13 protein-coding genes and 1 tRNA gene are annotated in these 14555 nt (G+C 69.7%); 7 read left to right on the top strand and 7 right to left on the bottom strand.

Annotated features, from left to right (window positions below; all coding sequences use genetic code 11):
* Nucleotides 1-52 precede the first annotated feature (52 nt).
* The 3 genes from BLR68_RS08970 to BLR68_RS08980 all read left to right on the top strand — a co-directional run bounded on the left by BLR68_RS08970 (nt 53) and on the right by BLR68_RS08980 (nt 3500).
* A complete protein-coding gene (locus BLR68_RS08970) occupies nt 53-925 on the top strand; it encodes a hypothetical protein (RefSeq protein WP_231370947.1) in 873 nt (290 codons plus the stop codon).
* Between the two features lie 194 nt (nt 926-1119).
* Entirely contained in the window at nt 1120-2151 is a 1032-nt protein-coding gene (locus BLR68_RS08975; RefSeq protein WP_026302892.1) for a TerC family protein, read from the top strand.
* A 62-nt stretch (nt 2152-2213) separates the two neighbouring features.
* Nucleotides 2214-3500: a hemolysin family protein gene (locus BLR68_RS08980; protein WP_018187159.1), complete on the top strand. Its 1287-nt coding sequence runs from the start codon at nt 2214-2216 to the stop codon at nt 3498-3500.
* A gap of 128 nt (nt 3501-3628) precedes the next feature.
* Here the strand turns inward: BLR68_RS08980 and BLR68_RS08985 are convergent.
* A tRNA-Thr gene (locus tag BLR68_RS08985) sits at nt 3629-3701 on the bottom strand.
* Nucleotides 3702-3730: 29 nt separating this feature from the next.
* Nucleotides 3731-4699, bottom strand: a complete 969-nt coding sequence (locus BLR68_RS08990; protein WP_018187158.1) for a DsbA family protein — start codon at nt 4697-4699, stop codon at nt 3731-3733.
* 230 nt (nt 4700-4929) lie between these two features.
* On the opposite strand from BLR68_RS08990, the gene BLR68_RS08995 reads away from it, so the two are divergent.
* Nucleotides 4930-6033 carry an ABC transporter ATP-binding protein gene (locus BLR68_RS08995; protein ID WP_018187157.1) on the top strand — a complete coding sequence of 368 codons (1104 nt, stop codon included), beginning with the start codon at nt 4930-4932 and terminating at the stop codon, nt 6031-6033.
* 79 nt (nt 6034-6112) lie between these two features.
* A complete protein-coding gene (locus BLR68_RS09000; RefSeq protein WP_018187156.1) occupies nt 6113-7420 on the top strand; it encodes a DUF4032 domain-containing protein in 1308 nt (435 codons plus the stop codon).
* Nucleotides 7421-7426: 6 nt separating this feature from the next.
* On the opposite strand, the gene BLR68_RS09005 is transcribed toward BLR68_RS09000, so the two are convergent.
* The 3 genes from BLR68_RS09005 to cysS form a co-directional block, all read right to left on the bottom strand.
* Complete coding sequence (locus BLR68_RS09005) at nt 7427-8065, bottom strand: NAD(P)-dependent oxidoreductase (protein WP_018187155.1); 639 nt, start codon at nt 8063-8065, stop codon at nt 7427-7429.
* A gap of 95 nt (nt 8066-8160) precedes the next feature.
* The gene (gene rlmB / locus BLR68_RS09010; protein WP_018187154.1) at nt 8161-9147 is read right to left on the bottom strand and encodes a 23S rRNA (guanosine(2251)-2'-O)-methyltransferase RlmB; all 987 of its coding nucleotides are present in this window, start codon (nt 9145-9147) and stop codon (nt 8161-8163) included.
* Complete coding sequence (gene cysS / locus BLR68_RS09015; RefSeq protein WP_018187153.1) at nt 9140-10546, bottom strand: cysteine--tRNA ligase; 1407 nt, start codon at nt 10544-10546, stop codon at nt 9140-9142. The genes rlmB and cysS overlap by 8 nt, the downstream gene beginning before the upstream one ends.
* A 58-nt stretch (nt 10547-10604) precedes the next feature.
* Between cysS and BLR68_RS09020 the strand changes: the two genes are divergently transcribed.
* Together BLR68_RS09020 and BLR68_RS09025 are read left to right on the top strand one after the other, a co-directional pair.
* Entirely contained in the window at nt 10605-11531 is a 927-nt protein-coding gene (locus BLR68_RS09020) for a DMT family transporter (protein WP_018187152.1), read from the top strand.
* 1 nt (nt 11532) lies between these two features.
* Nucleotides 11533-12006 (top strand): GNAT family N-acetyltransferase, encoded by a 474-nt coding sequence (locus BLR68_RS09025; RefSeq protein WP_018187151.1) that lies wholly within the window; start codon nt 11533-11535, stop codon nt 12004-12006.
* A 9-nt stretch (nt 12007-12015) separates the two neighbouring features.
* Here the strand turns inward: BLR68_RS09025 and ispD are convergent, their stop codons facing one another.
* Complete coding sequence (gene ispD / locus BLR68_RS09030) at nt 12016-13206, bottom strand: 2-C-methyl-D-erythritol 4-phosphate cytidylyltransferase (protein ID WP_018187150.1); 1191 nt, start codon at nt 13204-13206, stop codon at nt 12016-12018.
* Complete coding sequence (locus tag BLR68_RS09035; protein WP_018187149.1) at nt 13203-14480, bottom strand: acyltransferase family protein; 1278 nt, start codon at nt 14478-14480, stop codon at nt 13203-13205. Before BLR68_RS09035 ends, ispD begins: the two co-directional genes overlap by 4 nt.
* Nucleotides 14481-14555 lie beyond the last annotated feature (75 nt).

Genomic DNA, 14555 nt, shown 5'->3' on the forward strand with positions numbered 1-14555 from the left:
GCCCGCTGGGTACGATGCCGCCATGCCCATTGATCCTCAATACCGTGCGTCGGTGAGAATCGATCTCGACCTCGTCTGCGCTCATCCCGACGACCTGGTGAACGGCCCGGACGACGCATCCCGGATGTCGGCGTCGGCCCTGACAGCCGAGGACGCATTGCTGTCGATGATCGGGGTTTCCGTCGCACCGGGAGCCGAAGACCTCGTCCGGATCGAATCGTCGAGCGTCGCGATCGTCGACTCGCAGTGGCAGGGGACGTCGGGCAGCGTGCCGGCCGGGTCCTCCGACACGGCGAAGGTCGCGCAGGCCGGCGCGCGACTGGAGGGCATCGACTGGGCCCTGAACGAGCTCTTCGGTGGTGCGACCGGCGACGCCTCGGCGTCCGAGCTGCGTCAGCGTACGATCATCAAGGGTCTCGTCTGGAACGCGTCCGTCATGGTGGTGGACTGCCTGTTCGACGACGTGATGCAGTTGGCGGATGCCGCGGACGACCGCTCCGCGTGGCGCGAGACCCATGTGATCTCGCAGCTGCCGCCCCAGTACGCGACCCACTACGACCGGATGTTCGCTCAGAAGTTCCTCGCCGCGACGATCGAGGTGACGTCCCGCTTGAGCGCCTCGCCCGTCTACCCGCCGACCGTCGCCCACGAACTCGCGCTCAAGCTCGTGCTCGACGAAGCACAGCGCAACGCCGACCGCCTCGGCGGCGACCTGCCCTCGGGCTGGCGTGAGCACCTCGACACGGTCCTCTTCCAGGACCTCGACGTGGAGTCGCTCTTCGCCGACCAAGACGAGACCACGAAGCGGGATGCCGCGGCCGCCACGCCTCCCCTGGATTTCGCGAGCTGGTTCATCCCCTACGCGCACGCCCCCGCTCCGGCTCCCTACGCCAGCGACGACCTCAAAGAGCCCGCCGGCCGCTAGCACGATGGACCGCGTCGAGGCAATTGTCAGTTTCCGCGTCCGGCATCCCATAAAATCGGAATCCCCAGGGGGAGTACTCCGCTACGGTCGGTTCGTCATTACGGATGTGAAGGCGCATCCCGGACCACCGGTCTCGAATGTTCGGGATGGAGAAGACTCTGGCGTCATTCGTTCACGCCATCGAGGAGACTCCTGTGGAAATCACCCCCCTTGTCTGGGGCATCACGATCGCTGTCACGATCGCATTCTTCGTCTATGAATTCTTCGCGCACGTGCGCAAGCCGCACGAGCCGTCGGTCGGTGAGTCCGCCCGCTGGTCGGCCTTCTACATCGGGCTCGCTCTGTTGTTCGGCGTCGTCATCGGTTTCGTGCCCGGCTGGGGATGGGTGTACTCCGGCGAGTACTTCGCCGGGTACCTGACGGAGAAGGCGCTGTCGATCGACAACCTCTTCGTCTTCCTCATCGTGATGGCCGGGTTCGCCGTGCCGAAGATCTATCAGCAGAAGGTGCTGATGATCGGCATCGTGATCGCCCTGATCATGCGCGGTGGATTCATCGCGGTGGGCGCCGCCCTCATCGAGAACTTCTCGTGGATCTTCTACATCTTCGGGGCGTTGCTGCTGTTCCTGGCCTACCGTCAGGCGTTCGCCCACGGCGACTCCGACCCGGCCAACGGCAAGTTCATGCAGTTCGTCCGCCGCATCCTGCCCGTCAGCGACGAGTACAACGGCGACAAGCTCACGGTGAAGAAGGGCGGCAAGCGCTTCGTCACCCCGATGCTGCTCGTCATCGTCGCCATCGGATTCGTCGACCTGATCTTCGCGGTCGACTCGATCCCCGCCATCTACGGCCTCACGAACGAGGCGTACATCGTCTTCACCGCCAACGCCTTCGCCCTCATGGGTCTGCGTCAGCTCTACTTCCTCATCGGCGGTCTGCTGGAGCGTCTCGTTTACCTGGCTCAGGGCCTGGCGGTCATCCTCGCCTTCATCGGCGTCAAGCTGCTCTTCCACGCTCTGCACGTCAACGAGCTTCCCTTCATCAACGGCGGCGAGCCGCTGCTGTGGGTACCCGAGATCCCGATCTGGCTCTCGCTGCTGTTCATCGCGGCCACGATCGTCGTGGCGACCGTCGCGAGCCTCGCCAAGACGCGTCGCGACGACGCGAAGGCTCTCGCGAGCGGAACGCCCACGTCGACCCCGGAGCAGAAGAAGGAGCACAGCTGACCGATGGACAGCGACCATACGCGGACGCCCCTCACTGAGGCCGCAGACATCGAGGAGACCCGATGAACGACCTCGCCCTGAACATCGCCCTCGTCGTGGTGTTCGTCCTGGTGGGGGGCGTCTTCGCAGCCACCGAGATGGCGCTCGTGACGCTCCGCGAGAGCCAGATCAACGCGATCGCCGCACGGGGCAAGCGAGGAGCGAAGGTGGCGGGTCTGGCCCGCAACCCGAACACCTTCCTCTCCGCCGTACAGATCGGCGTGACCGTGGCGGGCTTCGCGTCCGCCGCGTACGGCGCCACCTCGATCGCCCCATCGGTCGCCCCCCTCATCGAGTCGCTGGGGGCCGATCCGGGACTCGCCCTGACGTTGGCGACGCTTCTCCTCACGCTGCTGATCGCCTACCTCTCGCTCGTGCTCGGCGAACTCGTGCCGAAGCGGCTCGCGATCCAGCGCAACGCCCAGTTCGCCTACGCCGTCGCGCCCGTCCTCGACGGGTTCGCGAAGGTCATGCGGCCGGTGATCTGGCTGCTCTCCGTCTCGACGAACGCGCTCGTCCGTCTGCTGGGCGGCGACCCGCACAAGACGGGTGAGGAGATGACCGACGAGGAAGTCCGAGACATCGTCGCCAGTCACGAAGGGCTGCCCGACGACGAGCGCCGCATCCTCGAGGACGTCCTGTCGTTGCGTGGCCGTCAACTCAGCGAGGTCATGCGCCCCCGCCCCGAGGTCACCGCGCTCGACGACACCGCGACCATCGGCGAGGCGGTCGCGCACGCCCGAGAGCTGCCGTTCTCGCGCTACCCCGTCGCGGACACCTCGATCGACGACATCGTCGGGTTCGTGCACGTCCGTGACCTCTTCGAGGCGGTCGCCGAGGGTCGGGATGCCCCCTTGTCGGGCATCGTGCGACCGATCCCCTACTTCCCGTCGACGGCGCGCGTCCTGCCGACACTCACCAAGATGCGCGCCGAAGGGCACCAGATCGCGGTGGTGGTCGACGAGTACGGCGGGACGGACGGAATCGTCACCCTCGAGGACCTCGTAGAGGAGGTCGTGGGCGAGATCTTCGACGAATACGACACCGCGGTCGCGCCCGACGCGGACCGCGAGATCATCGACGGACGTCTGAACCTGCAGGACTTCTCGGAGGCGACGGGCATCGTGCTTCCCCGCGGAGCGTCCGACACGGTCGCCGGATTCGTCATGGAGCGGCTCGGCCGCCTCGCCGTCGTCGGCGACGCGATCGAGGTCGACGGCGCGACCATCGAGGTCACGGCGCTCGATCGTCGACGGATCGCCGAGGTCCGGGTCACGACGCGCGAAAGCGCCGACCCCGACCAGGACTGACCGAGCGGCTGTGCCACCCGCGACGAGGTGAGCATGTCCCGGACGCGCAGATCTACTGAGCCGTCGCACGAAGAGAGCCCCCGCATCCTGAACAGGAGCGGGGGCTCTCTCGCGTGACGTGTCGTCGGTGCCGGCTACAGGACTTGAACCTGCAACCCCCGTATTACAAGTACGGTGCGCTACCAATTGCGCCAAGCCGGCAGAGGGCCCAGTCTAACCGGGCCGCGGGGTCAGCCTTCGGGCGTGGCGGGTGCGGCGGGGGTCGCCGGAGCGGCGGGCGTCGGGGTCGGGGTCTGGTCCGTGTAGAACGCGTCGCTGGCGCTCGTCAGCACGAACTGCGAGAACTCCGCGGCATCCTTCAACGCGCCCATGTACGGCTGGCCGTTGACGAGGATCATCGGGGTCCCGGTGAGCTGCAGTCCGTCGGTGTCGGGGATTCCGGCGATGGCGCGCTCGGTGGCGTCCTTGGCCCACTGGACGTAGTCGCCGTCCTCGATGCACGAGCGGAGAGTGTCGGGGTCGCCCGCGCCCACGGCCTGCGCGAGATCGGCGAGCTCGACGTCCGAGAAGCCGTCGGTGTCCATGGCGGGCTGCCGCGTGAGCAACTCGGTGTTGTAGGCGAAGAACACGTTCTCGTCGTGGGTCGCGACGCAGGCGGCGGCGGCCGCGGCGCGCAGCGAGTACTTCGTGCCGTTCGACTTGGCCGTCAGCATCGAGACGGGGTGGTAGCTCAGCGTCGCCGCTCCCTCGTCGACCCACGTCGTCAGCTGGTCGACGTTCGCGAGCTGCCATTCACGGGCGCCCGGAGAGAGGTAGTCGACGTAGACCCGGATGTCGACGGGCGCCGTAGCGGATGCCGTCGGTGCCGGTGTGGCCGCTTTATCCGAACCCGGCGTGGCTTCGACGGCGCTGTCGTCGATGGCGCCCTGCTCGGATGCCACTCCGGTGACGTCGCTCACGGCGAACCCGTCCGAGCTGGCCGTCTCGGGCGTCAGGTCGCGCCCGCCCATCGTCGACGTGACCGACCACACGACCACGGCGGCGACGGCGGCGACAGCACCCGTGGCGAGGACGCCGAGCGAGATGCGGCGGGCCAGGCGTGCGCGCGACTGTCGGACGTGAACGCGCTTCGCCTTCTCGCGCACGGCTTCGCGACGGTCGGTCGCGGATGACGGAGTGTCGCCGGAATCGGTGGACATGAAACCTCGGGAAAATTCTGTGGTGCGGCCAACGGGCCCGGCGCCCGGGGGTGGCGCACGCTCCGATGTTAGTCAGACGCGCTGGAAAAAGGCTGACGAGACCGCATCCCTCCCCCGGGCGCGACCGTGGCATACTGAACACGCACCCGATGATGGGTGTGCGGGGAGTCCCCCCGCTCGCTTCACTACGGATCGTCCGGCACGTACCTGCCGGTGAAGGAGAAGAAACGATGGCGTCCGTCACATTCGACAACGCAACCCGTCTGTACCCCGGTGGCACCCGCCCGGCGGTCGACAAGCTCAACCTCGAGGTCGCCGATGGCGAGTTCCTCGTCCTGGTCGGCCCTTCCGGTTGCGGTAAGTCCACCTCGCTCCGCATGCTCGCGGGCCTCGAAGAGGTCAACTCCGGCTCGATCCGGATCGGCGACCGCGACGTCACCGACGTCCCGCCGAAGGACCGCGACATCGCGATGGTGTTCCAGAACTACGCGCTCTACCCGCACATGACCGTCGCCGAGAACATGGGCTTCGCGCTCAAGATCGCCGGTGTCGGCAAGGAGGAGCGTGCATCGCGTGTCCTCGAGGCCGCCAAGCTCCTCGACCTCGAGGAGTACCTGACCCGCAAGCCGAAGGCTCTCTCGGGTGGTCAGCGTCAGCGTGTCGCCATGGGTCGCGCGATCGTGCGTCAGCCCCAGGTGTTCCTCATGGACGAGCCGCTGTCGAACCTCGACGCGAAGCTCCGAGTCCAGACCCGTACGCAGATCGCGTCGCTCCAGCGTCGCCTCGGCGTCACCACGGTCTACGTCACCCACGACCAGACCGAGGCCCTCACGATGGGTGACCGCATCGCGGTCCTGAAGGACGGCCTCCTGCAGCAGGTCGGCACCCCGCGTGACCTGTACGAGAAGCCGAACAACGTGTTCGTCGCCGGCTTCATCGGCTCGCCCGCCATGAACCTGTTCCCGGCGGACCTCGCCGAGGGCGGCATCCGCTTCGGTTCCGAGGTCGTTCCCCTCGACCGCGACACGGTCGGCCGCGCCAACGGCAGCCAGGTCACGGTCGGTGTGCGCCCCGAGGACATCGAGGTCGGTCCCGCCGACGGCAAGGGCCTCGCGGTCCAGGTCGACCTCGTCGAGGAGCTCGGCGCCGACGGCTACCTCTACGGCCACGTCGACATCAACGGCAAGCGCACCGACATCGTCGCTCGCGTCGACGGCCGCAACCACCCGAACGCGGGCGAGACGGTCACCCTGGCCGCCAAGCCGGGCCACGTGCACGCGTTCGACATCGAGTCGGGCGAACGCCTCAACGACAAGCCGGTCGTCTCGGCCTGATCGTCATCATCAGCAGGACCGCGGCGCGGGTGGGTCTCCGGACCTCCCGCGCCGCGGTGCGTGAGTCGGAGGTTCCCGCGTGGTCCATTCCCTGAGCATCACCGCCAGCAGCGTCGACGCCGGGCTTCTCGCCCTGCCATGGTCGACGCCCCTCGGCGAGTGGCCGAGCGACGCGATCGTCTCACTCCCCAAGGGACTCTCCCGTCACCTCGTGCGCTTCGCGAGCCTGTCGGGCCGCGTCGTCGCGGTGAAGGAGACCACCGCCGAGATGGCTCGACGCGAGTACGAGATGCTCGGGTCGCTCGGGCGTCTCGATGTCCCCTGCGTGAGTCGCGTCGCCGTGATCGACGGTCGGCGGACCTCCAAGGGCGAGCCGCTCCCGGCTGCCCTCGTGACAGCGCACCTGCGCTTCTCCCTCCCCTACCGAGCCCTCTTCACCCAGACGCTGCGCCCCGACACCGCGACGCGTCTCGTCGACGCGCTCGCAGCGCTCCTCGTCCGTCTTCACAACGTCGGCTTCTTCTGGGGCGACGTGTCGCTGTCGAACACGTTGTTCCGACGGGATGCCGGGGCTTTCGCGGCGTACCTCGTCGACGCCGAGACGGGTGAGCTGCACGAGGGCGGGCTGACTCGCGGTCAGCGCGAGCACGACCTCGACGTCGCGCGCACGAACATCGCCGGCGAGATCATGGATCTCGAGGCCGGCGGCCGACTCGAGGGCGGCGTCGATGCCGTCGCGATCGCCGACGGCATCATGTCGTCCTATCGGTCGCTGTGGAGTGCCCTGACCGAGACCGAGACGTTCGCGGCGAACGAGACCTGGCGCATCACCGAACGCGTGCAGCGCCTGAACGGCCTCGGCTTCGACATCGGCGAGATGTCGATCGACGAGACTGCCGACGGCACGAAGGTCCTCATCCAGCCGAAGGTCGTGGATGCCGGCCACCACCAGCGTCGGCTGCTGCGACTCACCGGACTCGATGTCGAAGAGAACCAGGCCCGGCGGCTGCTGAACGACCTCGACGAGTTCGCGGCGCGCGTCTCACGTCTCGGCAGCGACGAGGAGATGGTCGCCCACGAATGGCTCACCCGCGTCTTCGAGCCCGTCGTCAAGGCGATCCCCTGGGAGCTGCGCAGCAAGCTCGAGCCTGCCGAGGTGTTCCATCAGGTGCTCGAGCACCGGTGGTACATGTCGCAGGCGCGAGGGCGCTCGATCCCGATCGCGGAGGTCCTGTCCTCCTACATCGACGGCGTGCTGCGGCACCGCCGTGACGAGGCGACTGTGATGGGCCCGCCGACCGAGACGACGGCACTCCCGGTCATCACGTCCGACGTGCCCGTCAGCGACGACGACGAGGACGAGGTCGACTGGCGCGATCTCGTCTGACCGGCGTCAGTACCCGACGGTGAACCGCTCCCGTACGTGCGCGGGCGACTCGATCTCGTCGAGGACGGCGACGGCGAAGTCGGCGCCGGAGATGAAGGACTCTCCCTTGTCGTCGGTGACGATCACGTCGCCCCCGGTGCGGTACGAGCCGGTGCGCTCCCCCGGTGCCCAGGCGCCGAAGCCGCCGGCCGGGTGGATGTAGAACCAGTCGCGGCCGCTCGTGTCGGCCTGGAGGTCCTCGAGGATGCCGATGGCTTCCATGGCCTCGGGCTTGATCTCTTCGGGGAAGCCGCTGTCGATGACGCGCGGCCCGCCCGGGGCGACAAGGCTGCCGCCGGCTCCGCCGATGACACCGACGCGCACGGACAGCGGCAGGGTCGCGATGACGCCGTCGACGGCCTCGCGCATCTTGCCGACCATGTCACCACGGGGCGAGGTCGCGAAGACGACGACGTCGACTCCGTCGAGCTCGGCCGCGAGGGCCGGGGCGTCGAGCATCGTGCCCTCGATGTAGGTCGCCCCCTCGATCCGATCGGCGGGGACCTTGCGCGCGACGGAGACGACGGTGTGCCCTCGACGGACACCCTCGGCGACGATGTTGCTGCCGGCGTAGCCGGTGCCTCCGATGACGGCGATACGGGTCATGATGGTTCCTCTCCTGCGGTCGGACAGTCGAGTGCCAGTCTTACCCGTCTCCCTGTGGTCGCGCTATCCGTCCGCCCAGCGGCGGCGGAGATGCGTCACTCGCTCGCGGCCCGGAGGGTGGACACCTGGTAGAGCGCGACGGATGCCGCGATCCCGGCGTTCAGCGATTCGGTCGCCGCGTTGATGGGGATCGACACGATCTGGTCGCACGTCTCGGTGACCAGGCGCGAAAGCCCCTTGCCCTCGGAGCCGACGACGATGACGACCGGACGGTCGGCCAGCTCGAGCGCGGGGAGCGACACGTCGCCGCCGCCGTCGAGACCGAGGATGAAGACACCCTGCTTCTTGAACTCCTTGAGCGTCGTCGTCAGGTTCGGGGCGATCGACACCGGGATGCGGGCGGCAGCACCGGCGCTGGTCTTCCACGCGGCGGAGTTGACGCCCGCCGAACGCCGCTGCGGCAGGATGATCGCCTGTCCGCCGAACGCGGCCGTCGAGCGGATGATCGCGCCGAGGTTGCGGGGGTCGGTGATGCCGTCGAGGGCGACGAACAGCGGAAGCTGGCCGCGCTCGATGACCTGCTCGAGCAGGTCCTGCGGGTGCGCGTACTCGTAGGGCGGGACCTTGAGCGCGACGCCCTGGTGGACGCCGTCGAAGCCGGCCATGCGGTCGAGCTCCTGTCGGGTGACCTCGAGGACGGGGATCTCGCGGTTCGTCGCGATGGAGAGCATCTCCTTGACGCGGTCATCCATCTCGACGCGCTGCGCGATGTAGAACGCGGTCGCCGGGATCTTGGCGCGGAGGGCCTCGAGGACGCTGTTGCGCCCGGTCACGGTCTCGGTGTCGTCCCCGGACTTCGCCTTGGGCGCGCGGCCGCCCGTGGTCTGGCGGATCTGCGGCTTGCCGCCCGCCGCGACGAAGCGCTCCTTGGCGGCCTTGCGCTTGCCGGCGGGGTGCCAGGCGCGGTCCTCGGCCTTGGGGGTCGGGCCGCGCCCCTCGAGCGAGCGCTTGTTCTTGCCGCCGGTCCCCTTCGTGGGGCCCTTCTTGCCACGTCCCGCGGAGGGGTTTCCAGGCTTAGCCATTGTTCAGACTCCAATGGGTCCCCGAGGGACCGTCTTCGAGGACGACACCGGCCGCCGCGATCGCGTCGCGGATGCGGTCGGCTGCCGCCCAGTCTTTCGTCGCGCGGGCGTCCGCGCGCTGGTGGATCATGGTGCTGACGAGGCGGTGCAGGGCGGTGGCCATGGACTGCGCCGTTACCCCCGACCACTTCGCATCCATGGGGTCGATGTCGAGGAGGCGGGTCATCGCCGTCGCCTGACGGAGCGCGTCGTCCGCGGCGACGGAATCCCCCGCGTCGAGGGCCGCGTTGCCGCGGCGCACCGTCTCATGGAGGACCGCGAGAGCCTGCGGCACGCCGAGGTCGTCGTCCAACGCGGCCGCGAATTCGGCCGGAAGGTCCGCTCCCGCGAACCACCCGACGGATCCGTCACCGGCGCGGATGGCGCGCTGCAGGAACGAGCGGATGCGGCCGAGCGCAGCATCCGCTTCGGCGAACGTCGACTCGGTGATGTCGAGGTTCGAGCGGTAGTGCGCCGAGATGAGCGCGTAACGGACCACGAGCGGGTCGGTGTCGCGGAGGACGTCGTCGGCGAGGAGGAAGTTGCCGAGCGACTTCGACATCTTCTGGTCGCCGACGGTGACGAGACCGTTGTGCACCCAGTAACGGGCGAAAGCGTCACCGGCCGCGGTCGACTGTGCGAGCTCGTTCTCGTGGTGCGGGAAGCGGAGGTCCAGGCCACCGCCGTGGATGTCGAACTCCGGGCCGAGGTAACGGCGGCTCATCGCCGAGCACTCGATGTGCCAGCCCGGTCGTCCTGAGCCCCAGGGAGAGTCCCATGCGGCATCCGCGGGCTCGTCGGCCTTCGTCCCCTTCCAGAGCGCGAAGTCGCGCGGGTCCCGCTTGCCGCGCGGATCGGCGTCGGCGGCCGACTCCATGGCGTCGACCGACTGGTGCGTGAGGGCTCCGTACTGCGGCCAGGAGCGCACGTCGAAGTACACGTCGCCGGCGGCGGCGTACGCGTGCCCCGCCTGGATGAGGCGCTCGATGAGCTCCTGCATCTGCGGGATGGATGCCGTCGCCCGCGGCTCGTACGTCGGGGGCAGGATGCCGACCGCGGCATACGCGCGCGAGAACTCGAGCTCCATCCGGTAGGCCAGTGCCCACCACGGCTCGGCGTCGCTCGCGTTCGCGAGGACCTTGTCATCGATGTCGGTCACGTTCCGCACGAAGGTGACCCGGCCGAACCGGTGCGCGAGCCACCGGCGGAGGATGTCGAAGCTCAGCGCCGCGCGGACGTGGCCGATGTGCGGGCCGGATTGCACCGTCGGCCCGCAGACGTACATCGTGACGTTCTCGGGGTCGGCGGGCGCGAAGTCGCGCAGCGCCTGAGCCTGGGAGTCGTAGAGCCGAACCGTCACCGGTCCATGCTACCGGGGGGTGGCATCCGAGCCCGCTCCGAGGCGATAGAAAGGACGGGTGCTGCACGTGTTCGCCGTCTTGGCCGCCGCCCTCCTGTTCGGGACGACTGGAACCGCCCGAGCACTCGGCCCCGACGGGGCGTCCGCGCTCTCCGTCGGCGTCGCGCGCTCGGTGGTCGGCGGGACGGCCCTGGCCGTCCTGGCCTTCGGGCTCGCCGCCGCCCATCGCCGCCGGGCGCCACACGGGCCGCGGCCCGCCCCGTCCTGGCGACCGCTCACTCTGATGGCCGTCACCGGAGTGGCTCTCAGCCTCTACCAGCCCCTCTTCTTCCTCGGGACGCAGACGAACGGTGTCGCCGTGAGCACGGTCATCGCGCTCGGCTCCGCGCCCGTGCTGGCCGGCATCCTCGAATGGATCCTCTCGCGCCGTGTGCCGTCGCCCCTGTGGATGGCCGCGACCGCCCTCGCCGCGATCGGGGTGGTCCTGCTCGGCCTCGGAGGCGGAGGCGGCACGGGAGGTGTCGACGCGCTCGGCCTCGCCGCCGCCGTCGGCGCGGGCGCGTGCTTCGCGGTGATCGCGAACGCCCAGCGTCGTCTGCTCGACGCCGGCTGGGAAGCCTTCACCGTCGTCGGAGCCATGGGCGTCGGCTCTGCGCTCGTGTGCGCGGCCGTCATCCCGTTCGTGGATCTGTCGTGGGCCCTCACGCCCCCCGGCATCGCGATGGCGCTGTGGCTCGGCCTCGCGACGATCGCCGTCGCCTACGCGCTCTTCACCTGGGGACTGCAGGGTCTGACGGCGGCGACCGCGGCAACACTGACCCTCGCCGAACCGCTCACGGCGACCGTGCTGGGCGTCACCGCGCTCGGCGAGACCCTGTCACCGCTCGCCGTCGCAGGCCTCGCGGTCCTCGCCGTCGGACTCGCGACGCTCGCGTGGGGGTCCCGCCGCCCTCGCGACCCTCGACCGTACGCCGTGGAGGCCTGAGGTGGCCGCGCCCGAGGATCTCGACATCCGCGTGGACGACCTCACCGGGGAGGCATCCGTCGCACTCGTCCGGCAGCACCTGGCGGGCATGCACGAACTCAGCCCCGCCGAGAGCGTCCACGCGCTCGGTGTCGCGCAGCTGCAGGAGCCGTCCGTCACGGTGTGGTCCGCCTGGCGCGGCGGAGAACTCGCCGGGATCGGTGCCCTCGCACTCCTCGGCGAGACCGACGGCGAACTGAAGTCGATGCGCGTCGCCGCCGCCCACCTCGGCACCGGTGTGGGTCGCGCGATCCTCCGCCACATCCTCACCGATGCTCGGGCGCGCGGGCTCACCCGGGTGTGGCTCGAAACGGGATCGGATGCCGGTTTCCTGGCCGCGCGCACGCTGTACGCCAGCGAGGGGTTCATCGAGTGCCCTGCGTTCGGCGACTACCTGCCCGATCCGGCGTCGACGTTCATGACGCGGGCGCTCTGATCCGTCCGCTCAGGCGGGGAAGACGACAGCCACCGCGAAGGCCGCGACACCGTCGCCGGTGCCGGTGAAACCGAGCCCGTCAGTCGTGGTCGCCGACACCGAGACCGGTGCCCCGAGGGCTTCGGAGAGCACTCGCTCGGCTTCGACCCGGCGGGCGGCGAAGCGCGGACGGTTGGCCTGCACCTGGACACTGACGTTGCCGACCACCCACCCCGCCTCGGCTGCGAGGGCGCGCGTCCGCGCGAGGAACGCCGCCGCGTGCGCCCCGGCGTACTCGGGCTGAGCCGTCCCGAAATGCGTGCCGATGTCGCCGAGCCCGGCCGCGGCGAGAACCGCGTCCACGATGGCGTGGGCCACGGCATCCCCGTCGGAGTGCCCCTTGAGCCCGGGCTCGCCCGGCCACTCCAGACCGGCCAGCCAGAGCGTGTCGTCACCGCCGAACGCGTGCACGTCCGTCCCCATCCCGACGCGCGGGATCAAGGGCGAGGCCGGCGACGCGGCGCGAGGGACCGGCTCGACGAGCGCGCGGGCGCGGTCCAGGTCGGCGGTCGTCGTGATCTTGAACGCTCGCTCGTCTCCCGGCACCGTACGCACCTGCGTGCCGGCGGACTGCAGGAGGGCCGCATCGTCGGTGTGGTCGGCTGCGGCATCCCGATACGCGCCGTCGAGGACCGCGCGTCGGAACCCTTGGGGCGTCTGCGCCGCGGCGAGGACGGAGCGGTCGACCGGCTCCACGACGACATCGTCCGCGACGCGCTTGAGCGTGTCCACGACCGGGAGGACCGGGATGACCGCGTCCGAACCCTCCGCGACGGCGTCGATCACGCGCGCGAAGACGTCCGGCGGGGTGAGCGCCCGCGCCGCATCGTGGACCAGCACGATCTCGACATCCGCCCAGACCGCGGCGAGGCCCGCCGCGACCGATTCCTGACGCGTCGCCCCGCCTGCCACCACCGACACCAGATCACGGCGCCCACCGGCCGCGCCCAGGGCCTCCGTCGTGGCGTCGCCGACGCGGTCGTCCGGGGCGACGACGATCACCTGCGCCTCGGGAGCGTCGAAGACGCCGCGCAGGGCGTGACGGAGGATCGTGTGCGCGTCGATGCCGACGAAGGCCTTCGGCGACCCTGCTCCGAGACGCGTCCCCGATCCCGCCGCGACGACGATCACGGCCACACGCGGAACGGGGATGATGCTCATGCCTTCGAGCGTACCGAGCGATCGGGCGACGGACGGCGGCGCAGGAGCAGGACGGCGACGCCCAGGAGGAGTGCGCCGACCGCGGCGATCGGCAGATCGAGGAACCACTCCATGACCGCGAACGGCGGAAGGAAGGCGCACACCCACGCGAGGCCGACGACGATCGGATGCGGGGTGGGACCGAGCGTGCCGAGAGCCTCCCACTTCGCGATCGCGAGCGACAACGCCAGGAGCACCCCGAGCACCGCGACGAACAGGACCGGTCGCGACCACCACCACTCCGCGGAGGCCGGAGTCGGAGCCGCTCCCGGGATCAGCAGACTGAGGCCGGTCAGAGCGAGCATGACGGGCAGGTGCCACAGGTAGATCGTCATGAGGCGCGACCCCAGCACGAAGACGACACCCTGCATCGGCCGGAGCGACATGAGGCGGGTGAGGAGCGGTTTCAGCAGCCGGAGGATGCACGCCTGCGCGACGCCCAACACGACCAGCGGCACGGTGGGAGGGTTCAGGTTGCCGAGCATGCTCGCCGAGTACGGCCCGATCGCGGTGAGCGGCCAGAGCGCCGCGTAGCACGCGGCCGCGACGCCGACCAGGACGAGCGGATGCCGACGGTCGAACCATCCGTCCGCGTACCAGAACCCGAGTTGCTGGACGAGCGGCCACACGAAGAGCAGGTTGAGGAGACCGATCTCGGGGATGCCGATCGAGAAACGGGCCGCATCGACGAGGACGACCCCGGCGGCGAGGACCGCGAGGGTGAGGACGGGACGATGCGCGTGGCACGCGGCGAGGAACGGAACCGCGGCCTGGCACAGCAGATACGCCGCGAGGAACCAGAGGGGCGATCCCGCGCCGATCGCGGCGTCGGCCACCAACTGCGGCGGCAGACCGGCAGCGGTCGCGACGCCGAGGACGATCGCGAAGAAGAGGAACAGCGGCAGGGCCGGCTGAGCGAGTCGGAGCGTGCGGGTGCGGATGAAGCCCGCGGCATCCCCGCCCTTCGTCGTCCACGACCGCCATCCGGTCGCGGCGGCGAAACCCCCGACGACGAAGAACAGCGGCATGATCTGCCCGACCCAGGTCGCGGCGTTGAACCAGGGCTGTTCCTCGGCGGGACGGGATGCCACGAGGCCGCCGTCCGGTCCGGGGCCGATCCCCACCTGCACGAGGTGGACGACGATGACGAACAGGACGCACACGACCCGCGCGAGATCGAGCGTGAGATCGCGGCGTGAGAGGTCGACGGCGGCGGGCGCGGCGCGGGTGGTCACCGCCTCATCATGCCGGTCCCCTGCTCACTCCGCATCGGAATGCGCCCGGACAACGAAGAACGGCCGGCTGGTGGG

Origin of the sequence: Microbacterium sp. 77mftsu3.1, assembly GCF_900100525.1 — a bacterium.
Classification (GTDB): Bacteria; Actinomycetota; Actinomycetes; order Actinomycetales; family Microbacteriaceae; genus Microbacterium; species Microbacterium aquilitoris.

What these genes read in the sequence shown, in the direction of transcription:
- rlmB (WP_018187154.1), bottom strand. Translation starts at nt 9,147, where the DNA reads ATGGCTAAGCCTGGAAACCCCTCCGCGGGACGTGGCAAGAAGGGCCCC.
- BLR68_RS08990 (WP_018187158.1), bottom strand. Translation starts at nt 4,699, where the DNA reads ATGTCCACCGATTCCGGCGACACTCCGTCATCCGCGACCGACCGTCGC.
- BLR68_RS09005 (WP_018187155.1), bottom strand. Translation starts at nt 8,065, where the DNA reads ATGACCCGTATCGCCGTCATCGGAGGCACCGGCTACGCCGGCAGCAAC.
- BLR68_RS08995 (WP_018187157.1), top strand. Translation starts at nt 4,930, where the DNA reads ATGGCGTCCGTCACATTCGACAACGCAACCCGTCTGTACCCCGGTGGC.
- ispD (WP_018187150.1), bottom strand. Translation starts at nt 13,206, where the DNA reads ATGAGCATCATCCCCGTTCCGCGTGTGGCCGTGATCGTCGTCGCGGCG.
- BLR68_RS08980 (WP_018187159.1), top strand. Translation starts at nt 2,214, where the DNA reads ATGAACGACCTCGCCCTGAACATCGCCCTCGTCGTGGTGTTCGTCCTG.